This is a genomic window from Bacillus sp. SIMBA_074 (assembly GCF_046534555.1).
Classification (GTDB): domain Bacteria; phylum Bacillota; class Bacilli; order Bacillales; family Bacillaceae_G; genus Bacillus_A; species Bacillus_A mycoides.
Genome location: NZ_JAWRYM010000014.1, coordinates 89297 through 111786, shown reverse-complemented (window position 1 = coordinate 111786; position 22490 = coordinate 89297). Strand labels below are relative to the sequence as shown.

The window sequence follows — 22490 nt, the reverse complement described above, 5'->3', positions numbered from 1 at the left end:
TAGTTTCTATTATAAGTATACGCTCGTCTTAAAATAAATACAAAATAAGGAAAGTAAACGGGTAAGTTTACTTTCCTTATGAACGTTAAGCAGATATTTGTCCGTCTGTACTTTGTTTCTTGAATTTTTGTTTTCGTCCGTGTAATCCATAATATAGAAGTAAAGTGAACGCAACGATAATAGCTGCGATAAAATACATATTATGATAACTTGATTTGGCAGCGACTATACCTAAAATGAAAGAACCGAAGCCAATGCCACTATCAAAGAACGAGTAGTAAGTAGCTGTCGCAGAACCACGTCGATGGTTTGGAGCGGCAGAAATTGCAATCGTTTGGAAACTTGGAATTAATGTTCCGTATCCTAAACCGATTAACATACCTGCGCCAAGGAACCAAAATGAAGTTTGCGCTTGGCTTAAAATGAACATCCCAATTGTGAAAATAATAATAGCGGGATAAATAAGTACATTTTCACCGAAACGATCAAATATTTTCCCTGTAAATGGACGAGAAATGACCACAACAAGTGCGTATAAAATAAAGAAGTAACTTGCAATTTCGCTTAAACCGAGTTCTTTCGCATAAATAGGAATAAAGGATAAAATGCCACTATAAGAAAAGGCTAAAACAAATCCTGTTAGAGCGATTGGAATAGAAGATGGTTCAATTAAGTCTTTCCATTTCATTTTTTCTCGTTTTTGTTTGTTTACTGGTGCTTCATGCGGAATATTGACTAGTAATCCTAATAAAAATGCGAGTAATGAAAATACTGAACAAACGATAAATAGTACAGTAAATGAAAAATGAGAAATAATTGTTAAACCTAAAAAAGGACCAATTACCATCGGTAGACTCATAAATACGCCGTAATAAGCAAGTGCTTCACCGCGTTTATGAGCTGGTGCTACATCAGTTACAATTGTTCCAGTTGCTGTCGTTGCCATTCCGAATCCAATACCATGTAAGAAGCGAAGGGCAAGTAATAAAAATAAACTTTGCGTACCGAAATACATAACAGTAGCGGCTAAAAATAGTGAAAGTGAAATAAATAATATTTTCTTTCTTCCTAAATCATCGAGCCATTTTCCTGTGAATGGTCTACATAAAACAGATGAAATAAGAAAAACAGTTGCAACTAAACCAATTTCCTCAGGTTTTCCTTTTAGGCTGTCTATAACATAGACAGGCAGAGTAGTCATAAGCATGTAAAATGTTAAAAAGAGAAACAGACTACTAAAACAAGTTCCGAGGAAATCCTTCGTCCAAAGTTTTTCACTTTGCATCGTCATCCCTCCATATTAATGATCTAAATTTTTGATAATTTGTTGTAACAATTGAAAAGCTTCATGTAAGTCTTCTTCTTTAATACCTTCTAGCGTCTTTTCTTCAAAGGAATCAACTTCTTCTTGCCATACTGGAATCATTTTTAGTGCAGTATCAGATAATGAAATCAACTTTTCACGGCGATCTTTTCCTTCAGTACGAATAATCCAGCCCATCGTTTCCATACGTGTTAACGTACGAGTCATCGTTGGTGATTCAACATTTAAATATTGACATAATTCTGTTTGGGTACAAGATCCAGTTTGATTAATGCGGAAAATAACAGCCCATTGCGCACTAAATAATCCTGTTGGAGATACACGTTCATTAAATTTCTTCGTAAACTTACGAGAAGTTTGACTGACAATGTGGAAAAAATGTTGTTTTTCGTCCATGTATTTTGATCCTTTCAAATTAGTTACCTAGCTAACTATATACTTTTTTATAATAATTGTCTAGTAATAGACATGTTGAGTTATGTAAAAATTTCGTATAGGCTTTATGTTGAGAACGTACATTCTGCATGTTATTCTTTAAGTAAGTAAAGAATTTTCTTTCTATTAAATAGAATGGGGGAACTTGTGATGATTAAGCCTGCAACAATGGAGTTTGTTTCACTATCGAACGGAGAAACGATTGCGTATCAGGAAGTTGGAAGGCAAAATACAGAAATTCTTGTACTCATTCACGGGAACATGACATCGTCACAACACTGGGATTTAGTTATTGAAAAGTTGCAAGATCAATACCATATTTACGCTCTTGATTTAAGAGGATTTGGCCAATCAACATATAATCAATCGATAGATTCATTACAAGACTTTGCAAGAGATGTAAAACTATTTATCGATCAATTAAAACTAGAAAAATTTTCATTAATGGGCTGGTCAATGGGCGGTGGTGTTGCGATGCAATTTACAGCGAATCATCCAACATTTGTCGAAAAGTTGATTTTAGTAGAATCAGTGGGAATGAAGGGATATCCAATTTTTAAAAAAGATATTAACGGGCAACCGATCGTATCAAGTTTAGTAAAGACGAAAGAAGAAATCGCACAAGATCCCGTACAAATTGCTCCAGTGTTAGATGCGATAAAAAATATGAATAAATTATATTACCGTACAGTATGGAATCTATTAATATATACACATAATCAACCTGAACCGGATCGTTATGAAAAGTATTTAGATGATATGTTAACGCAACGTAATTTCGTAGATGTGAATTATGCGCTCATTACATTTAATATTTCGGATGAACATAACGGGGTTGTAGAGGGAAATAAGCAAATTCATCATATTAAAGCTCCAACACTCGTCATACAAGGTGACAGAGATTACGTCGTACCGCAAGTAGTCGGTGAGGAATTAGCAAAACATTTGCCAAATGCAGAGTTGAAGATATTAGAAGATTGCGGACACTCACCGTTTATAGATTGTTTAGATGTATTTATAAAACATGTAGAGGATTGGTTAGACAATAAATAATTCCCGAAATATAAAACTTGCATATACTATAGCATTTGTATGTATAAGGGGAGAGAGTCAATGCATAATCCATTTTTAATATATCATTCTCCATATAATGATCATCAATATATATAAATGATTATAAATCCGATGTATATGCAAGTTTCACCAGCTGTAGTTCCTTTGCAAGTGCAGCAATCAATGGTCCATACACATCCGATTTTATTTGGGCCTTCATTTTATGAAAATCCATATTTTAAGCATTTTCATTACAATGTGAAAGCGCAAGTATGGGAAGGATAAGAAGCTAAAAGGTTCATTCTTTTAGCTTCTTTTTTATTATGAATATTCGTACACGCATTTGAAGAAACAGTTTATAATGAAAAGTGGAAAGCGTGAGAAGGAGAGGGAAAGGGATGTCGATGCGTTTTACTTTTTGGATTATGGTTGGAATTGTAGCAATCTCAGGTTTGTCACAAGGGATGCTCTTACCTGCCATTGCAATGATTTTTGAACAAGAAGGGGTTAGTTCAAGTATTAACGGTATTCATGCGACGGCATTATATATTGGGATATTAGTTATTTCACCGTTTCTTGAAAAACCGATGCAAAAGTTTGGAATGAAGCCAATTATCGTTATTGGTGGGTTTCTCGTTATTATTTCATTATTCTTTTTTACACAAACTTTTTCATTTTGGGTATGGTTCGTTCTTAGATTTCTAGTTGGAGTCGGAGATCATATGCTTCATGTCGGAACACAAACATGGATTACGACAACATCAGACCCGAGTAAAATAGGTAGACAAGTATCGATATACGGTGTATTCTTCGGAATTGGTTTCGCAGTTGGCCCGTATTTAGCAAGCACTGTTCAGTACGGTCTTGCAACACCATTTATCGTATCTACTATACTTTGCTTAATAGGATGGCTTTTACTACTACCAACGAAAAATGCATTTCCAGCACAAGATGAGGCAAAAACTGAAAGTGAATCATCCTTTTCTCGTTATAAACAAGTCGTTGGATTAGCTTGGATTGCGCTAATTGGTCCGCTCGCATACGGCGTACTGGAAGCAATGTTAAATAGTAACTTACCAGTATACGCGCTTCGTAAAGGATGGTCTGTATCGGAAGTTTCCTTCTTATTACCAGCATTCGCAGTTGGAGGTATTATTACACAAATCCCGCTCGGTATATTAAGTGATAAATACGGAAGAGACCGTATTTTAACGTGGACGTTCAGTGTAAGTACGGGCATTTTCCTACTTGCAGCAGTATTTGATCAATATTACTGGATCGTCTTTGCATGTATGCTTATAGCAGGTATGGTCATTGGCTCGTGCTTCTCATTAGGGCTTGGATTTATGACAGATTTATTACCGAGACACTTACTACCAGCAGGTAATATATTATCCGGAATCGCCTTTAGTTTAGGAAGTATTATGGGACCTGTATTAGGGGGCGTATTTATAGAAAAAATACAGTATACAAGCTTTTTTATTGCGGTTATGATTATAATGGGAATTCTCGCAATGGTATATATGGTCTACATGAAGAATCAATTCGCATCAAGAAAAATAGAAAGTAGGTTAGGGCATGACAAAACAACCTAATAAAAAGAAATTTGAAGTACTCGAAAACGAAACAATTACAGACTGCTTAGCACGTATGGAACAAGAAGGCTATGCACCGTCTCGTCGCATGGAAGAACCAATCTTTCATGAAGTGAAGAAAAACGGCAAAACAGAAGTTGAACCATGCGGTAGAAAAATTGTTTTTGAGGGGAAATTGAAGTAATTTCATAACAAATAGCCATCCAATTCATTTGAGTTGGATGGCTTGTTTTTTTACTGAACAATGAAAGGCTTAGCTAGAGATCTTTGTTAGTGAAGGTAGTATAGAGAGAAACTAACTACATAAAAATGTAAATTTAAGGATGCTTAATGTATTGAATTTTAGGATTGGGACATCAGTTATAGAGCTGGACACCTATACATTTGAAGGAAAGAACAATTATACAAAAGTAGGATGTTTAAAAATATATTAATTTGTATGATAAAAACAAAACATATTTTTAAAAAATTAGAAAGGAGGGAGAAATATATAATGATACAAAGCATATATGAAACTCATTTACATGTCAGAAATTTAGAAAAGGCAATAGATTTCTATCAAAATAAGTTAGGTTTAGCATTAGCAAAAAGAATATCGAAAAGACGAGTTGCGTTCTTTTGGGTAGGAGAAAATAAAAAACAAATGCTCGGATTATGGGAAGTACATATAAATGAAGAATTTGAGACGAAACACTTCGCTTTTCGTGTAGATTTAGAGTTTTTAAATGCTTCAAAATTATGGTTAGAGAAGCGTGGAATAGAGGTAGTAGGGAGTCAAGGGAAAGGAAATCGAGAACCAATTGTCCAAAGGTGGATGCCAGCTGCAAGCGTATATTTTCTAGATTGTGATGGAAATAAATTAGAGTTTATTTCTATGTTATATAATGATCCAGATGAACTAGAATATGCAACGTATTTAAGTGAATGGAATGCGGAGCACTAAGAAAAATAAAGTGGAACTTTAATCAGTAGTAGTTTTACAGCTTTGTATTATGTTAAATAGATAGAAACAAAATAAAATCCCTCAAGAAAAGGCACGTTCTTGAAGGATTTTTTTATGCTTTATATATTTTATATTGCTTGTAACGTATTAATGATGTTCACTTTTAGATATTTCAGCGCGTTGAATATAACCATCAGAGAAGCTGAAATAAAGAGAATAGCTTCCTCGATTATATATAAAGCCTTCACTAGTCATATCCTCTCCAATTCCATCTGGCTCACCAAACCACTCTTTTAATTCATTGATAGTGATATCCATTTTTACCCATATATATCTAGCGTCCGAAGGGTACATATCAATATTATAATCTCCATATACCGCTGTAGTAGGTGCATCACATTCTGTACATGGTGCTTGCTTCCAAACATCAGGCACTCCAAATTCTTTTTTTACCTCAGATATATCTTTACCCAATACATCTAATTTAAATGGACCAAACGTCCCATCCTGTAAAGCTGTTGTTAACATTTGTTTCATTTCTTCTTTTGTATTGATGTTGAAATTATAATCTCTGTTTTTTGCTATTGCATTATAGAAAAATTGTGCATACTGCTCACGTTTCACAAGCATGTTGCCATTAAAATTACCAGACTCGTCACCTTGGGATATCCGGTTACTACGTAGCGTATTGACAGATTCATAGGCCCAATGACCTTTTGGTACATCTTTAAAGTTCTCTTGTCCTTTTGAGTTTAATTGAAATGCCTTTTGCAATACTACTGCCATCTCATACCGATTTAATGCGTCATCTGGACGAAATGCACCTGTTCCATCACCTGTCATAATTCCAGCTTGCGCAATGGCTTTGATATCCTTTTCAAACATATGATTTGTAATATCATTAAACATATTTCCCTGTTTATCATCTGCTATTAAACCTAAATGTCGATTGACTAAAGAAGCAACCTGTCCTCTAGTAATGTTGTCCCCAAAACCAAATTTTCCATTTCCATATCCCTTATAAATCCCTGCTGCTGCTAAGTAATCAATAGCAGTTTTTGACCAGTGGTCCTTTGGTACATCTGTAAATACAGTGTTCGCATTGCCAGCTACTTTATAGTTATTCGTAGTTGTTTGTGCGTTTGCTGTGCCTACCATCATTGTAGTTGCTAGTGCTGTGGTGATTACGAATCCCAAAATTTTTTTAGCTTTGCTTGTTTTCTTGCCCATTTGAGAAAGCCTCCCCAGTTTAATTTAACTTTATTAAATATACGTATTACACATATACATTCTAATACAGCTAAATGTACACATCGTAATTATAACATGTAAATGATGATCATTTGTCAGTAATTCACTTAATGTGGATAAAATTCCAATAATCTATATAAAACTATAATTTTTAGATAATAAATATTCATTGCTATTTAATTGAGGAAAAATGCGAAACCTTTTTATAAAATATGGAAATGTTAAAACCCCTTTGATAAAATAGCAATATGCAAAAATAATTATTTGTTAATTCTTAATGTAATGAATATTCATGTTTAAATATACGAATTTAACTACATAGTTATTGTAATAAAGGGGGAGAAAGATGTTAGATGAATTGTACAATGCTTTTTTAAATGCATCGGGTTTTACAGAAAGCGCGAGGAAACGAGATCAGTATGATAAATTACATGATTATTTAAAAGATCAAGAAAGAGAGTTAAAACGATTCATTCAAGATGCTGAATCAGCGAAGAGAGATTATGAGAGTAAAAGTAATGGCTTAGAAGCTAATAAAATTCCGGCAGTTGAATTTGAACAAAAACGTCATGAAAAGGATGAAGAATTAAATACAGTACTATCCTATTTTAAGAGTGCATTAAGCGATGTTGGATCTGCGATAGGTACAGCTTATGCAAAGTATTTGGAATATAAAGCGAAAGCAGAAGCGGAGAAAGCGTCCGCATACAATGCAGCGACCAAGGCTTTTGAAGAAAAGAAAAAGGAAATTGAAAATCTTATCCATTAAACATATAAAGAATGGGGGAACCCACATGAGTGGTAAAGAGGTTGAAATTATAGGAAGTAACACTGCAAGTGCCATTTCTTACGCGCAAAATATTGAAAATGGTATGAAGGATTCTTTAAACGAAGCGAAAAACTTAAAAGCATATGTTACATGTGCGAACTGGAATGGAAAAACGAGAGATGCCTTTTTAAGTTATCTAGATTTAATCATTCAATATAACTCAGAAATGGTAGAGGCATTTGAAGGACATACGAAAGCTTTGAAAGAGTTAGATAAAAGTATTCAAACGTACGGAGATAGGCCGGAAGTAAGGGCGATAAAACAGTTGTGATGGAGAAATGAGGGATAAAAAAATGGAGAAAGAAATGAATTTTGCACCTGCTGAATTATATGTTCTCGCAGGTGCAGCTGGGGTTACGGATATATTTGGATTGCCAAACCGTGACGTAATTATTTTACTTGATGAAGAATGTGTCACGAAAGCGACTACGAGTTTAAAAGAAAAAGGCTTACTTACAAGTGAAAATGGAATTACCCCTGCAGCTTTTCAAATTATTGAGCTATTAAAGGAATATGAAAATTGTCATGAATACACGAGAATTAATAATGTATTAATTGGTTTTTTGAAACATGATAAAGATCGAGTGGCTGTATTAACAGAAGTAGAGCCAAATAAAAAATACGAGATCGACTACATACCAAAGCCAGACGTATATTTTTCATTATTAACACGCATCCCTTTCTTGTTGAGAGAACCGAGGGAAATAGAAGATACATTTTTCTCAAAGAGAATGACAGAAACAGAACAACAAACATTTGAGGAAAAAGATTTATCAAATAAAGACGTTATAGCGATGGAAACGTATACGAGGCCTCGGAGTAATAGAGGAGGAAAATGGGAATGTTTCTTATATTTCACTGAAGGAGAAGATTTCGTTCAAATAGATGTAGATCGTAATCGATATGACTGGGTGAGCCTCTATGCGGTTAATAAGAAATTGTATGACGTGTTAAAAATGCCGTATAAAAAATTAATTGACCCGAGACAATTCTCGTTAGGAGGTATTGAATAATGCAAGTATCAATGGGAGATGGCGGTTCTAGTGGTGGAGAAGAAGTATTAGTTAATTTTCAAGAACTACTTGATATAGTAATGAAATTAGAAGATATATATAAAATCCATGTAGACGTCATTGGAACGAATATTGAGAGTTTATTAAGCAGTGATTTTTATCAAAAAGGTGAAGCGATGAGAGTAATTGAAAAATATCCTGATATATTACACAAAACACTTGAATTGGCTGAACACTATTCCAGGTCGGCGACAGTTGTAGGGAACGTATGTGTAGAAATGCTTAAAAAGGACGAACAATTACGTGAAAGATTAAGTAAGTTGTAGAAATCACCATACGGCTGGGGGATGAAAACGAAATGGATGTGAAATATAGACCAGAACCATGGCAAGACATGGGAGATGGTATGAATCGAATTACAAAAGATGCACTCATGAAATTACGGGAGGCAAATGAATTATTAAAAAGAATTGATGGAAGAATACGAGATTTAGATTCAGATGGCAGTATACATTTTAACCCAAAAGATCAATCGCAAAAAATCGGAGAATTACTTGATAGCTATTCGACATTACAAAAATATTGCGGAGAAGCAGGGCGAGTAGTCTCTGAACATATAGATAAACCTTTTTTAGTAGAAATGGATAAATTCGCTCAAAAAATGAGAGATACATCTATTCTCAGTTTCGAAACAAATAACCGAATTGGCTCTACAACAACGACAGTATTACCAGATGCGCACGCAGGGTACGGAAGTATACCACAAACAATACAGACGAAAAAAGATAAAATAACAGTAGAAGATATTTTTAAAGATTCACCTGCATTTGATAACGTACTGAGAGGGGAATACAAAGAACTAAAAAAACAAAATCCGGATGCAAAACTAAATTATGAAGAATATAAGAAAGTAGTCCCATCCACACGAGGATTTGAATACAAATCGATAGAAGATGAACAGAAAAAACTAGAAATGGTGCGAGACATAGGAATAGGCGTAGGAATCATCATCACAACAATCCTTTGCCCACCACTCGGGGCCGCTGCCGCAGTTGTATACGGCGCTGTACAAATCAAAAGTGGTATCGACGGAGAAGACTGGGGAACACACAGGAAATTGAGCCAAGAAGAGCGGGTAGGAAACATCATTTTTGGCGGATTAGACGCAATCCCAGTTGTTGGAGCAGTAGGAAAAGGAGTAAAAGCATTCAAAGGCACGAGTGAATTAGCAGATTTAGCGAAATTATTAAAATTCAAAGAAGGAATGCCTGGTTTTAATCCAAATTTGGGTAAAAATGTGGTACAATCGCTTAAGGAAAATAAGACTTTAAAGAATGCACTAGATGCTATGAAAAATACAAACATTCCAGTAGCAGTTAGGGTAGCAGATACTGGAATGGGAGTGAAGCTTCCTTATATAGAATATTCAACTGTTGGAGAAGTAACTGGAAAGTTTTCAAAGGCAAGTACGGCAGCAAAGGATGACGCTTATCAACTTGCTAATGGTAGTGGTGGCTCAGGAGTTAGTAAGGAAGGTAGTGTGGCTAAGGGTACGGGTAATAAGGAGGAAACCTTTACTGTTCCTAAATGGAGTAATGACGGCAAATATGATAAGGTTAGAGGATATAGAGGTAGAGACCTGACAAAGTATGATGAAGAGTATTTAGTTGACCCTAGACTTGTAGTTGAAATGAACTTTAAAGGGAAAACTAATTCAGGAACTAATGCTGCAGGATGGGAGAGAAATGCAAAAAAGTTTTTCAACACATTACTTAAAAGTAATCCGGAGTTTTGGAGTGTAGAAAATACGGCGTTGATAAAGCGAGGTCGAGTTCCAATTGTTGATGAACAATTTATAAAACATTTTCCGCAGTATAAGGAGTATATAAAAGACCCAATGAGGCATCATCATATAGGAGAAGGTGGTCAAGCTGTAGCTTTACCAAAAACTTTGCATCCTGGATATGGTGGTATTCATAATGTAGAGAAGGAATGGAGAATTACTGGAATAGATAATGAAATTGCAACTAGATTAGAAACTTTTATAAATAATTTAAGAAGGTGAAAAGATGATATTACCAGAGGAATTTAATGATAAATGGGATGTTAACAAAGATGGTCCACTAATTAAATTTAATTCCAAAGATTTAATGAGCACAAATTTTTCGGATGATGTGAAGAAGTTTTTGTCTATAGGAGGTTTACCAGAAACTCCGCCACCATATTTAGAGTTTACCTCGTCACAATCTTTAATAAGATCTATTACAAATGTATTTAATATGCCAGAAGAGTTTCAAAAATATTGGTTTTTGGGATCAACTAGTTCTGGCGATCCGGTATGTATAATTGAGAAACAAGAAAATATAGTGTTTCTTAATAATAGTGATAATTATAAAGAAGTATTTATTAATTCTTCTATAAACCAATTTGCAGAATGTTTATTAGTGTATTCAAAAATGATTGATAAGGCAATAGAGGTAAATGGTGAGGATGCCTTTATTGATAATGATATACCAGAATCTGTGATTAATTGGTTAAAAGAAGAATTAAAAAGAATTGACGCCAAGTGTATGGAAGAGGAATGTTTTTGGGTTACTGAGATTGAGAATTTGTATGAATAACTATGGCATTTTATTTAAAATAGGTTATGGTTTTTTTAGTCTATGGTGTATTGCAGAAGGACAAGAGTGCATGTAGTAACTTTATAAGTGTTACTAACATGACTTTTTAAATTATATTTGAAAATGAAGAAGAACTTGTTTTTGAATTGGAAAGAAAAAGAATAAGCTATTTAAAAGTAAAGACCTCATGATGGTTGTACCATTATAGAGTATTATGTGCAATGATAGAACAGAAAACGAAGTTCGCTCTTAGGTGAGATGACATTTTACATGGCGATGAATATAAACACATGGAATGTATATTAAACTAACGAACTCGTACAAGCTCGTAAGTTTTAATGTAATACTTGTCACGATATATAAAAGGTGTCATACTGTTACAATAAAACTTACAAATTTTATGTTACTTAAATACATATGAACTTAAAGCGCTTGATTGTCTACGAAAGGCAACAAGTGCTTTTTTGTGTTTTAACGTGAAAAATTAAAAGAGCACTATAATTTTATAAGTGCGCTAAGTGTTAAATTTTTATAGATTGCAATGGCTGTGAACAGTGTATGACGATAGTAGAGGAAAAAATAAAGGGTTGTATTATGTTTTGAAGTCATCGTAAAGTACGTTTTAACGGATTTACGTTATGAACACGTTATCCGCAAAAAACGGGTAAACGTTACAGGGACTAAAATTACTGTAACGGGAGGGAATTTATAATGGGAAAGAAAGTAGTTGGTTACATACGAGTTTCAACGGAAGGACAAGTACGTGATGGGTATAGTTTAGCGTATCAAGTAGAAGAGATTGAACGTTACTGTAACGAAAATAATTTAGAACTACTTCGTGTGTATGAAGATAGAGGATTAAGCGGAGCGACTGTTGATGAAGAGGGATTAACAGTTGAACGTGATGGACTACAAGGGCTATTGTCCGATATGGCGTATAAACAAGTAAGCTATGTTGTTGTGTTGAATACATCACGATTGTGGCGCTCTGATATGGCGAAAGTATTGATACAACGAGAACTAAAGAAACATGAAGTAGATGTGAAGGCAATTGAACAATCAAGCTATAGTATTTACACACATGATCCAAATGACTTTTTGGTGAATGGCATGTTAGAACTATTAGACCAATATCAAAGACTTGAAATTGCGTTGAAGTTAAGCAGAGGTAGAAAAAAGAAGGCTGAACGAGGTGGGTATGCAGGTGGCGGTGTACTGTTTGGTTACAAGGCCAAAAAAGGACAAAAGGTGTTAGAAGTAGATGCTGGGAAAGCGGTAGTTGTACGTAGACTATTTGAGTTAAGATACATTTTCGCCAATTGGTCATTTACTCAATTGGCGAAACAATTGAATGTAGAAGGATACTGCACAGCGAAAGGTAAACAATTTACGAAAGTACAAGTGAAACGCATGTTAGATAGAGAGAATTTTTATCGTGGCATGTATAAATACGGGAAAATACAAACAAAAGGACAACATGCAGCAATTATATAACAGTCTTACTTAAAAAAATCGCTCATTTTACTATATGTACTTATGAAATTATGAAAATGGATAGGCTTGCGTACCTATGCGCATCGGAAGATGAACGCTCGAACTAAGGTTGCCGACATTTTTATATATGACTAAATCATTGGATAGAGGGATGAGTTATGCATAATAGACAGAACTATTTGTATGTAGGAGTAGATTTACATAAGGAGCATCATACGGCTGTTATTATTAATTGTTGGCAAGAGAAACTAGGAGAAATACAATTTGAGAATAAACCATCTGCATTTTCGAAGTTCTTATTAGAAGTAGAGACATATGTGTGTGATGGGATAACTGTTGTATTTGGTTTAGAAGATGTGGGTGGTTACGGAAGAGCGTTAGCGAAATATTTAGTAGATCATGAACAAGTAGTGAAAGAAGTAAATCCAGCTTTATCATTTTTAGAACGAAAGAGCCAAGTGATGATACAAAAAAATGATAGTTGGGATGCGGAATGTGTGGCACGCATATTGGTAAACAAATTTAATCAATTGCCAGATGCAAAGCCAAACGATTTATTTTGGTCGATACAACAATTGGTTTCAAGAAGGAATGCATTAGTAAAAGCACAAAGTGCATTAAAGAACCAATTACATATTCAATTAAACCACCATTATCCAAGTTATAAAAAGTTTTTCTCAGAGTTAGATGGAAAAACAGCGTTAGCGTTTTGGCAGCAATATCCGTCACCCTCTTGTTTAGAGGGGGCAAATATAAAGCAATTAACAGCTTTTTTATTAGATGTTAGCAACAATACATGTTCAGTAAAGAAAGCAAGCGACATATTAAAACTTGTAAAAGAAGATGGACATACAATGAAGGAATATCAAGAAACACGAGACTTTTTAGTAAGAAGTATTGTACGGGACATTGAGTTTAAAAAGACAGAAATGAAATACATCGAGAGAGAATTAAAACAGCTAGTAAAACTACTAGATTATCAATTAGAAACGATGCCGGGAATAGAACTTGTGACGGCATCAGCATTAATTGCAGAAATTGGGGATGTAAGGCGATTTCCAAATGCCAACAAATTAGCACGATTTGCGGGGATTGCGCCTGTTTACTTTGGTTCTGGTGGGAAAGGTAAGACACATAAAAGCAAACAAGGAAACAGGGCGTTACACGCTTTATTTTATAATTTAGCTGTACAGCAAGTGCAAGTAGCGAAAGGAAGTAAGTTACCTAGAAACCCAGTGTTTCATGTATATTATCAAAAGAAACTTAAAGAGGGAAAAACAAAAGGACAAGCATTGGTATGTATTATGAGAAGGCTTGTAAACATTGTATATGGCATGATGAAATATAAAATAGCTTATGAGTTGCCGGTAGTGGAAGAAAAAGAAGTAGTTTAATAAGGTTTACATGGTTTGTTTTTTTATTGTGAGGGTTTAAGATTACAACATAGGGTACGGGTGAAGTTGGTACGACGGATAGTCGTCTTGATTTTGTTGGTAAATTAAAAGGTGAGGAAGTCAAACTTCCTAATGTTAAAACAGAAAAGGTTACGTTTAATAAAAGAAACCCAAATGACACAGCTCAATTGCGAAAGGATTTTAATAAGATCAGGAAAGATTTGATGAAATCTATGGCTGATAATCCTGAAAAAATAAAGGAACTAAAAAAAGCAGGCATTTCAGATAATGATATTGAGGATATGATGGAATACGGACTAGTTCCTGATGGTTGGCAAGTCCATCATAAAATCCCTTTGGATCAAGGTGGTACCAATAATGTGGAAAACTTAGTTCTAATAAAAAACCATCCCTATCACAAGGTTATTACAAATGAACAAAATTCATTAACAAAGGGTATGAAACCTGGGGACAGTAAAATAGTGGATTTTCCTATTCCAAAAGGAGAGATTTATCCTCCTAATAAGGAATAAATATTTTTTAGAAGGTGATTATATGTGGAGAGAGCAAGTTAGTCAGATATCCAAAATAAGAGAGAAACGAAATCGAAAACTCAATTTACCTACCAATGAAAACGAGTTATCAAGATTTCGTAAATCTGTACTAGAAAAATTTGGTGAAGATGTACTGCCACAGCAATACTATGAATTTTTACAAACAGTTAATGGAATTGAATTTAATGGACTTAAAATTTATGGGATTGACCAAAAATTTTTGGATTCTAAGCCAATAAATCAGGTGGATAGTTTTTTTGATTCCAATGAAACATGGGAGTCGATTAAAGATGAGGATGAGCTGGTTTTTTTTGGAGATTCAGATATAGCTTGGTATTGTTATAATGTTTCTAAAAAAATTTTTGTTGAACTAGATAAGCCTTCAGGTGAGCATATGGAAACTTTTTGCGATTTTGATACAATGCTTGAATCTGCTTTCTCTGTAGCACTTAGTTAAATGTACAACCCGCCGTAAGCTTTTGGCGGAGTACATAGAATCTGGCTAACTGTTTAAAGTTATGAGATAATAGCAAATGAATCTGGATATTTAGTACTGGAATTGGTAAAGAAATTGAAGATTACAAATCACTATTTCTGACCTTGATTGGCTCGTGCCTTTCAAGGTTTTTTTGACTCGAAAAATTTTATGGTTGAAAAATAATCTGATATTCGAATGCGAGAATGACAAAGCTAGTTATACTAAAGGTGGTCACATACGGCTACATAAGGGTACGGGTGAAGGTAGTAGAATTATTCCTGGTACTCCGGGTATTGTAACAGGAGGGAATTCTACTAAATTAGGAAAAAATATGATGACAGAAATGGGGCTTAAACGTTCAACTAAATGGAGTGGATATCAAGCACAGCATATTATTCCTTCTGAAATGGCAGATAATCCTGTAATTAAAAAGATAGGTATGAACTTTGATGACTCATCAAACGGTATTTTTCTAAGAGTACCAGATGATAATATAAGTACAATGGCTAGACACAGAGGATATCATTCTGTTTACAATGAAGTAGTTGCAAGAGCATTAAATAAAATGGACATTAACCAAAGTATTGATAGTTTACAAAAGCAGGTATATGATTTGCAAAAAAATTTAAGGAAATTACAGGGGAATGGTTTACCATTGTACCCAAGCCAAGGTGCAACAGTGGAACTTTGGGAAAGAAAGCTAAAACAATTGGAAATACAAAATAAGTAAATATCAGTAAGGTGGTAAGGTGTAATGGAAAATAAAGATATTAGTTTGCTCGAAGAATTACTTTATAATACAAATAAAGAGGATACAATTAGCCGAATAAAGAATATAGATAATCCAATAATCCTTCATTATTTTGCAGCAAATTATAATTGGAATAGTGGATTTGATATACCAAATGCAATTCTTGAAAACAAAGATTGTGACTTAGGAACGGGATTACTAATGTTTCATTATGCGGACGGATATCGACTATTAGAAAGTCAGGAGGAAGTTTCGAATTCTCCATTACAAGAATGGAAGGTTTTTATATTAAAACTTCAAAATAAAATTATGAATTTGGAGTTTAAAACACAAAATATATCATTTAGCCCTGAATTAACAAAAATTCAAATATTCAAGTTAAAAAAAAGCAACCCAAGTATTTCAGATATTCTTATTAATGAGTCGCCAGGAAATATAATTGATATTCCTAAAATATAAATAAACATTAAAAACTCATTACAGTAAATAAATGAGTTTAGTTATAGTGATTTTATAAAGCTTACTATACTAAATTATATTTTATGTACGGATATGATAAAGTTCGTGGTGCTAAATTTAAATACGCATAAGTATATATGAATAAAAAATAAAGTATATGTGAAGTAGATAGAAAAAATAAAAGGTTTTTTGAAAGTATGTACTCCATGATGGTTGTACCATCATGGAGTACTATGTGCAATAATAGAATAAGAAAACGAGGTACGAGCTTAGGCGAGATGACATTTTATTGGGCGATGAATATAAACACGTAGAATGGGCATGAAACTAAAGAACTCGTACAAAACTTACAAAATTAACGATACTTAAAAACATATGAACTTAAAGCGCTTGATTGCCTATGAAAGGCAACAAGTGCTTTTTTTGCGTTTTAGCGTAGAAATCCAACAGAGAACTATAATTTTATTATGTAAACTATTTCCGTTTTTTTCACATAGTATATACAACTAACGAGGAGATAAATGTTCACTATTACCTTTATTCCTGTTATAAAAAATTCTACAATAGAAGGCAGAACGTATATTTGGTATAATCAAAACATACTATATGAAATGATGTACATGAGTTTGAAATTCATGTAATAAGGTAAGTACTACATAACAATAACTAATATTTAAAGTTCTCGTACCTATAGGATTCAGTTCATGTTATACAAATCAGTTGTTAGAAAGGAAAAGATGTAATGAATCAAATTTCATTTGAAGATTTATTTGAAGAAGAAAAAGAAAAAGTGGCGGTAGCTGAGATCCCAGCACCTTTATCGCCCTTGCAAAAAGATATTTTGGGATTATTTAATTCTGAAGAAATAAGTGCACTTGAGCTATGCGAACAATTAATACGATCTGGTAAAATATCAGATGAAAGATTTACAACGAATAAGCCTAAAGCCTTTGGACAAGTATGCTTAATATTAGAAGGGTTTGTTACAGAAGGAAAGCTTACTTTTATCAAAAATGATGAGAAAAGAGATAGGGTATATAAATTGATAGAAGAAGTATGAGATGTATAGAGGGAAATGAATGATTGGTTCCCTTTAACTTTCAGTCCCGTTAGTCTAGTAATGTCCACAAAAAAGGTGTCAATCTTTCCTAGATTGACACCTTCATACTTTTAACACCTTACATATTTACGTTTGAAACCAAGTCTTCCTCTATCAAGTTCTTTCTGAATACTTTCGGAAGCATTTAGTAAACTGCTTTTTTTCTTATCACGTTTTACTTCAACTATACCAACTTCTTTTGCAGTCTCGACTGCTTTTTCGTGTAGTGGTACATATGAAATTGCCACAGTGTTTAGAAAATTATTCATAGCGGATTTTGTTCGTTCTGGTGAATCATGAATCGTATTTTTCACAATTTCAAGCATATCGGAAATCTTGCTTTCGGAAAACTCATTGTCTTTGCGATTTCCTAAAAGCCAGCAGTAGCAACTCCATCCTGCTGACATTCTTAGCTCGTCCCCACTTTTAATCCATGTATCGGCAACATCTTGTGCAATATCGGACTCTGATAAAGTCACTGCCACCACATAATCAGACAGCATATAAAAATACGCCCCGTCTATCCAACGATTAAAATCAGACTCATTCATAGCTTTTGGATCTGCAATAATACCTGCAAAGTACATAGCATCGTAGTTACCTGTGGAGTAAAGTTCCTCAGCTAAATCTTGATTTACTTTTATTTTCTTAGCAATTGGTTTCATAGCGCCTGTAGCCGCGCCGAAAACTGGCTCATGTGCACCGTTAGATATGTATATTTTTTTTGTTCGTTCCTTACCGAGGGCTTCAAGCTCTTGCATAACTGTTTTAAAGTCCATAGCTGTGCACGTCTTTCCTTAATATAAAAACCTTTTTAAGTGTAATTATCTAGTTTACAAGTCTTTCATATTTCTCAATGTTAATACTAATTGTATTCAGGAGGTATGTCTACTTTCTAAAGTTCATCGAAACTTGGTCTGATTTTTGAATGAAATAAATTACATTTTATTGCAAATAAAAACAGAGCTAATCGAGAGGATGGTATAATATAGAAAAAAGTGGATGGTAAAAATCAAATAGGGGGAAGTCGATTGGAAAAAGAACTGAATAGGTTATATAGAGAGATGGCTGAAACGGTTAATGACATGATTCCGGAAGAGTGGGAGGAATTTTATTTTTATGCTCAAATATCAGAAACGGGAGGGGGAACTTACTTTTTCTATAACACCATCAGAAGTGAAAAAAATTATACATATAGTGTGGAAATTCCTTTTAAATATGAAATTGATGAAATTGAATTTGAAAGAAAAGAAGATTCTTTATATAGATTGAGTAAAGAATTAAGAAATGTTTTCAAAGATAATCAGCAAGAACTTTGGTACGCCTTTACGATGTCGCTTGAACATAGTGGGAAATTTAACATGCATTTCGATTATACAAATTGGTTCGATACAGAATATAGTTTTAGTGATCAGATGATTATTTGGAAATATAAATACTTAGGAGAATTACCAATTGATGAAAATGATAAAGTCTTAATCAAGAAGTATGATAGTGAATTTCTGAATAATCCCGTTTAACTGAATGGAAAGAAGAAATGCTTTTTTATAAAAATCATGAGTTTTAAATTAGTCGATAAGTTACAAAGCTATTTCTACAAGATAAGAATTAAAGGGGAAGTAGAATGGATAAGATTCAAATTGCGAAAAGAATGAGAGATTCCATAAAGAGTGGTCAATTGGACACGTTAAGAGATTTACTTGAGAAAGAGCCTAAGATGTTGGAATATGTGACGCCATTTGGTACGTGGTTACATGTAGCGACAGCGCATGGACAGTTAGAAATAATAGAGTACTTAATCAATTCAGGAATTAATATTCATGCAAAGGGTGGGACTTTTTCTACAAATGCCCTTGAAAGAGCTGCTACGAAAGGATATCTACATATTGCAGAGTATCTCATTAAACACCAAGTTGAAATAGACACTAGTGAGCCGGATCGAAATCCTCTGTTTGCTGCAATATATAGCAGTCATTTTGAAATCGTTAAATTGCTAGTTATGAATGGTATAGATATAACGATAAAATATTCTGGTAATAATATGAAAGATATGGACGCTTATACGTTTGCTATTGAAAGAGGAGAGATGAAAATTGCTGAATATTTAAAGTATAAGTTGAACGAGAAAGTATAATATATTTTCATAATGGAGGACACTATTGATGGAAGTACATGGAATGGTTTCAATATGTTTAGGTAATATGCAAACGCAAGATCAGTTAGATGTATATACGGATGCTACGTATGATGGAGAAGGAGACTCTATACCAGCAAAGTTTTTTGTTGATTTTAATATTGATATGATTGATGTAGATGAGGATTTTATTGAAAAGGAAGTGTTAGAAGAGGCGAGTGATGATATTTCTGTGTTATTAACGGGATGTTCATATGATGATAAAATACTTTCTCGAATTAAGGAAGAAGTTAAATTAAAGAAATCCTATAATTCTATCGTTTTAATTTATAATTTTCAGTATGACAATTCAGTTAGTGATTTTGAAGGCTTTGATTTTGTAACTGCTACAAGCTATCTATAGTTGTGAGAAAATCATAGTAAGGTAAGGAAGAATAAAAAATGAATATGTATAGTTTTTCCAATAAATATTTGGTATGATGATGAATGGGAAAAATATACAGATTGTTAATGGTTAATAGAAGGGGGGATTGTATTGAAAAGAACACCTGAATTCGTATTAGGTTTAATTGGTGGTATTTTGGGAATTATAATTTCTATTATTTTAATAATTGTAGCCATTAATGTTATGGAAGGTTTTGATTACAAACTTTTGGCTTATTATTCTATTGTTTTAACGGTTCAAATAGGGTTGCTTATTTTATCGTTTTTAGTAAACAAGGTTAATAATAAAGTTTATGGAGTTTGTATGATTGTGATTCCTATAGTTATGTTATTTATGTCATTATTCTTTTTACTTATTCCAACAATATTACAAATTATGTCTGGTTCATTTGCATTTAGAACATTAAAGTTAGAATCTAATTGATGAATATAGGCTAAGTGTAATTTACGGAGTCTGTATATTCGGAAAATTAGATGTTTTCGTGTGCATTTCAAATTAACATAAGGTACAAAGTTGTACGCTTTAGGAGGAGAAATAGATGATTATTTGGTCAGGTTGGGGTTTTTTAGTCGCAATTATCGTAATTATTAATACTCTTTTGGGTAAGGTTATCTTTGAATCTATAACGGGGGACGCTACATATTTTCAAGACCATAGTTGGCCAATGGCGGTAATGTTTATTATATCAGGGGTTATGTCTTGGTATTTAGGAAAGTATATTAATAAGCCAAATGGGAAAGTTTATATAGATGCCGAAACTGGTGAAAAAGTTATGTTTAACAAAAAGCACTCACTATTTTTTATAAAAATGGAATATTGGGGACCGATTTTAGGAGTTATTGCGATTGTAACTTTAATTACAAGATAAAAAAAGAGGATGGGTATAGTAAGAGTAATCTATTCAAGTAGAAGGAGAAATCAGTCATGAATGCAAAGAAACTACTAGGGGTAGCAGTTCCGGTCATGTTGTTATTTGGTTGTGGAGTTTCTGAGAAAACGAACACTTCTAAACAGGAGAAAACGGAAGAGTCTAAAGTAAAAGAATCGAAGTCTAATAGTAAGAAAGAAAAAGTTTCAAAGGAAGATTATCCTAATAAAGTGTATAAATTAGGGGTAGAGTTTGATAAGTTGTTTGCGGAGCATAACAATATTACAAGAGAGGTTTTTGACGGTAAGAAAAAGAAATCAGATATAGTAGATAGTGTGAAAGAATTAAATAAAATGATAGATAAATTTGAGTCGATAGATCCCCCTGCAGAGTATGTAAATCAACAAAAGGATTTTGAAAAAGCAATTAGTTATTTTAGAGAGTCTTTTTCTTTAATAAATGAAGTATTCACCCGAAAAGAAAAAAGAGAAAAAGGCGATAAGACTGATAAAGAGTTAATCGAGAAATCCGAAAAGTTAGTGAAAGAAGGAGATATTTACTGGCTTAAAGCATTCAAAGATCTTGAAGGGGATATTAAAGTCGGTGACGGTACAGTATCTATGAAAGATTTGAAAGAGTTAGATAAGAAAGCTGGAATTAACACGGATAACGTTATGAAGAATGTGAAAGATGGTACGGAGTTAATCGGTAACTGGGGATTCCAAGGAACAGACGGTTTCAATATGTCACTCATTCTAAAAGGTGATAAGACATTTGAAACATATGGTAAAGGTGAGTATCCAAATAAAAAGAATTATATTGAAGGAACTTGGGAGTATGATAAGGAAGCTTTTGCAATCTATTTACATCTCAATAAACGTTTAGTAGACAGTGTAGAAGATACAATTCAAAAAAAGAAAATAACATATAAAGTTCAAGATTATGATGGGAAAAACTTGCGATTATTTAATGAGACGTCATTCAATACAATTAAGTATGTGAAGCAAAGTTAAAGTTATGTAGGGACTAGGTTTAAATGGCATAGTCTTTAATTAAAGTGTGAGTATGTAAATAATAGGTTATCTTTGGTTCTGTCTACTTAGTATCATGTTATTGTTTAATAAGGTAATAAATGAAATTTAAACTTAAGCATGTGAGGTTGGTTGTAAGTGATAAAGAAATTTACTAGAGTAGTATTAACGGTGGTTATACCAATCGGTCTTATTGCGGGGTGTGGAACTGCTGAAAAAACTGAAGCAAAAGAGCCGAAAGCGGTACAAGCGGAGAAAAAGGATTATACGGATTACTCATACGGTAGCAAAGGTATATTAGTAAGCGGAAAAGCGAAAGAACGTCTACACTACGAGGTTGGATATATGGATGATAACAAGTTAATTGGAATCGATGAAACTATTGAGGACTGTATTATTTTAGATAATAAAGATGAAGCAAGCCACATTTGGAAACAAATAGAGCGCGGATCTATTATTGAAGTGCAATATGGTAAGGACCGCAAAGACATCGTAGGGGTACAATTAGTAGGAGATCGTAAGCCATACGAAATTAGTGATAAGTTTGATCGAAATACGATAAATGAGATTGTTGGACAAGTTAAAGGTAGTTTGTAATAGATGTATTTCGCTAGTATATGATCTATTATCATGACATGGCGAATCGCATACATAAAAGTTTGGAATCAACGGCATTTTTAATATGAAAATGCCGTTGATTTATTTTAAAAAGTGAATGG

28 protein-coding genes are annotated in these 22490 nt (G+C 33.5%); 24 read left to right on the top strand and 4 right to left on the bottom strand.

The annotated features are described in order from the left end of the window. Positions 1-85: 85 nt before the first annotated feature. Both SB773_RS16980 and SB773_RS16975 read right to left on the bottom strand, forming a co-directional pair. The gene (locus SB773_RS16980) at positions 86-1285 is read right to left on the bottom strand and encodes an MFS transporter (protein WP_215576484.1); all 1200 of its coding nucleotides are present in this window, start codon (positions 1283-1285) and stop codon (positions 86-88) included. Between the two features lie 15 nt (positions 1286-1300). After that, positions 1301-1720 (bottom strand): MarR family winged helix-turn-helix transcriptional regulator, encoded by a 420-nt coding sequence (locus SB773_RS16975; protein WP_002033056.1) that lies wholly within the window; start codon positions 1718-1720, stop codon positions 1301-1303. A 174-nt stretch (positions 1721-1894) separates the two neighbouring features. On the opposite strand from SB773_RS16975, the gene phaZ reads away from it, so the two are divergent. The 4 genes from phaZ to SB773_RS16955 all read left to right on the top strand — a co-directional run bounded on the left by phaZ (position 1895) and on the right by SB773_RS16955 (position 5350). Then, on the top strand, positions 1895-2812 hold the full coding sequence (phaZ, locus tag SB773_RS16970) for an intracellular short-chain-length polyhydroxyalkanoate depolymerase (protein WP_002013809.1): 918 nt from the start codon (positions 1895-1897) through the stop codon (positions 2810-2812). Positions 2813-3210: 398 nt separating this feature from the next. Beyond that, positions 3211-4407, top strand: a complete 1197-nt coding sequence (locus tag SB773_RS16965; protein WP_328011420.1) for an MFS transporter — start codon at positions 3211-3213, stop codon at positions 4405-4407. Further along, positions 4391-4591 carry an NETI motif-containing protein gene (locus SB773_RS16960; RefSeq protein ID WP_000166305.1) on the top strand — a complete coding sequence of 67 codons (201 nt, stop codon included), beginning with the start codon at positions 4391-4393 and terminating at the stop codon, positions 4589-4591. The genes SB773_RS16965 and SB773_RS16960 overlap by 17 nt, the downstream gene beginning before the upstream one ends. 309 nt (positions 4592-4900) lie before the next feature. After that, positions 4901-5350 carry a VOC family protein gene (locus SB773_RS16955; RefSeq protein ID WP_410591029.1) on the top strand — a complete coding sequence of 150 codons (450 nt, stop codon included), beginning with the start codon at positions 4901-4903 and terminating at the stop codon, positions 5348-5350. A gap of 147 nt (positions 5351-5497) precedes the next feature. On the opposite strand, the gene SB773_RS16950 is transcribed toward SB773_RS16955, so the two are convergent. Further along, a complete protein-coding gene (locus tag SB773_RS16950; RefSeq protein WP_215576481.1) occupies positions 5498-6580 on the bottom strand; it encodes an S-layer homology domain-containing protein in 1083 nt (360 codons plus the stop codon). Between the two features lie 367 nt (positions 6581-6947). Between SB773_RS16950 and SB773_RS16945 the strand changes: the two genes are divergently transcribed. The 13 genes from SB773_RS16945 to SB773_RS16885 all read left to right on the top strand — a co-directional run bounded on the left by SB773_RS16945 (position 6948) and on the right by SB773_RS16885 (position 17254). Continuing rightward, positions 6948-7370, top strand: a complete 423-nt coding sequence (locus SB773_RS16945) for a hypothetical protein (RefSeq protein ID WP_088292953.1) — start codon at positions 6948-6950, stop codon at positions 7368-7370. A 25-nt stretch (positions 7371-7395) separates the two neighbouring features. Beyond that, the gene (locus tag SB773_RS16940; protein WP_016091772.1) at positions 7396-7701 is read left to right on the top strand and encodes a WXG100 family type VII secretion target; all 306 of its coding nucleotides are present in this window, start codon (positions 7396-7398) and stop codon (positions 7699-7701) included. Positions 7702-7723: 22 nt separating this feature from the next. After that, positions 7724-8443: a DUF5081 family protein gene (locus SB773_RS16935; RefSeq protein WP_410591026.1), complete on the top strand. Its 720-nt coding sequence runs from the start codon at positions 7724-7726 to the stop codon at positions 8441-8443. Next, positions 8443-8769 carry an MFS transporter gene (locus SB773_RS16930; protein WP_410591025.1) on the top strand — a complete coding sequence of 109 codons (327 nt, stop codon included), beginning with the start codon at positions 8443-8445 and terminating at the stop codon, positions 8767-8769. The genes SB773_RS16935 and SB773_RS16930 overlap by 1 nt, the downstream gene beginning before the upstream one ends. A 32-nt stretch (positions 8770-8801) precedes the next feature. Then, on the top strand, positions 8802-10508 hold the full coding sequence (locus SB773_RS16925; protein WP_410591023.1) for a hypothetical protein: 1707 nt from the start codon (positions 8802-8804) through the stop codon (positions 10506-10508). Between the two features lie 4 nt (positions 10509-10512). After that, positions 10513-11064 (top strand): SUKH-4 family immunity protein, encoded by a 552-nt coding sequence (locus tag SB773_RS16920; RefSeq protein ID WP_000602771.1) that lies wholly within the window; start codon positions 10513-10515, stop codon positions 11062-11064. 711 nt (positions 11065-11775) lie between these two features. After that, the gene (locus tag SB773_RS16915; RefSeq protein ID WP_410591020.1) at positions 11776-12558 is read left to right on the top strand and encodes a recombinase family protein; all 783 of its coding nucleotides are present in this window, start codon (positions 11776-11778) and stop codon (positions 12556-12558) included. Between the two features lie 158 nt (positions 12559-12716). Beyond that, entirely contained in the window at positions 12717-13952 is a 1236-nt protein-coding gene (locus tag SB773_RS16910) for an IS110 family RNA-guided transposase (protein ID WP_410591018.1), read from the top strand. 224 nt (positions 13953-14176) lie between these two features. After that, positions 14177-14485: an HNH endonuclease gene (locus tag SB773_RS16905; RefSeq protein ID WP_340803630.1), complete on the top strand. Its 309-nt coding sequence runs from the start codon at positions 14177-14179 to the stop codon at positions 14483-14485. A 22-nt stretch (positions 14486-14507) separates the two neighbouring features. Continuing rightward, on the top strand, positions 14508-14963 hold the full coding sequence (locus SB773_RS16900) for a YrhA family protein (RefSeq protein ID WP_410591016.1): 456 nt from the start codon (positions 14508-14510) through the stop codon (positions 14961-14963). A 172-nt stretch (positions 14964-15135) separates the two neighbouring features. After that, complete coding sequence (locus SB773_RS16895; RefSeq protein ID WP_410591014.1) at positions 15136-15714, top strand: AHH domain-containing protein; 579 nt, start codon at positions 15136-15138, stop codon at positions 15712-15714. A 24-nt stretch (positions 15715-15738) separates the two neighbouring features. Then, positions 15739-16194, top strand: a complete 456-nt coding sequence (locus tag SB773_RS16890; RefSeq protein ID WP_060749880.1) for a DUF4274 domain-containing protein — start codon at positions 15739-15741, stop codon at positions 16192-16194. Positions 16195-16936: 742 nt separating this feature from the next. Beyond that, on the top strand, positions 16937-17254 hold the full coding sequence (locus SB773_RS16885) for a DUF3895 domain-containing protein (RefSeq protein WP_410591011.1): 318 nt from the start codon (positions 16937-16939) through the stop codon (positions 17252-17254). Between the two features lie 110 nt (positions 17255-17364). Here SB773_RS16885 and SB773_RS16880 read toward each other — a convergent pair whose 3' ends face one another. Next, positions 17365-18072 carry a DNA alkylation repair protein gene (locus tag SB773_RS16880; protein WP_016091763.1) on the bottom strand — a complete coding sequence of 236 codons (708 nt, stop codon included), beginning with the start codon at positions 18070-18072 and terminating at the stop codon, positions 17365-17367. 252 nt (positions 18073-18324) lie between these two features. On the opposite strand from SB773_RS16880, the gene SB773_RS16875 reads away from it, so the two are divergent. The 7 genes from SB773_RS16875 to SB773_RS16845 all read left to right on the top strand — a co-directional run bounded on the left by SB773_RS16875 (position 18325) and on the right by SB773_RS16845 (position 22368). After that, positions 18325-18813 carry an antitoxin YezG family protein gene (locus SB773_RS16875; protein WP_410591009.1) on the top strand — a complete coding sequence of 163 codons (489 nt, stop codon included), beginning with the start codon at positions 18325-18327 and terminating at the stop codon, positions 18811-18813. Between the two features lie 104 nt (positions 18814-18917). Then, a complete protein-coding gene (locus SB773_RS16870; protein WP_289404257.1) occupies positions 18918-19427 on the top strand; it encodes an ankyrin repeat domain-containing protein in 510 nt (169 codons plus the stop codon). 28 nt (positions 19428-19455) lie between these two features. Further along, positions 19456-19830: an immunity 22 family protein gene (locus tag SB773_RS16865; RefSeq protein ID WP_410591007.1), complete on the top strand. Its 375-nt coding sequence runs from the start codon at positions 19456-19458 to the stop codon at positions 19828-19830. A gap of 132 nt (positions 19831-19962) precedes the next feature. Beyond that, a complete protein-coding gene (locus SB773_RS16860; RefSeq protein WP_289404254.1) occupies positions 19963-20295 on the top strand; it encodes a DUF4064 domain-containing protein in 333 nt (110 codons plus the stop codon). Between the two features lie 115 nt (positions 20296-20410). Then, positions 20411-20740: a hypothetical protein gene (locus SB773_RS16855; protein ID WP_289404252.1), complete on the top strand. Its 330-nt coding sequence runs from the start codon at positions 20411-20413 to the stop codon at positions 20738-20740. 56 nt (positions 20741-20796) lie between these two features. Then, positions 20797-21753, top strand: coding sequence for a DUF3994 domain-containing protein (locus SB773_RS16850; RefSeq protein WP_410591004.1), 957 nt, complete (start codon positions 20797-20799; stop codon positions 21751-21753). 156 nt (positions 21754-21909) lie between these two features. Further along, on the top strand, positions 21910-22368 hold the full coding sequence (locus SB773_RS16845) for a hypothetical protein (RefSeq protein ID WP_289404250.1): 459 nt from the start codon (positions 21910-21912) through the stop codon (positions 22366-22368). Positions 22369-22490: the final 122 nt, after the last annotated feature.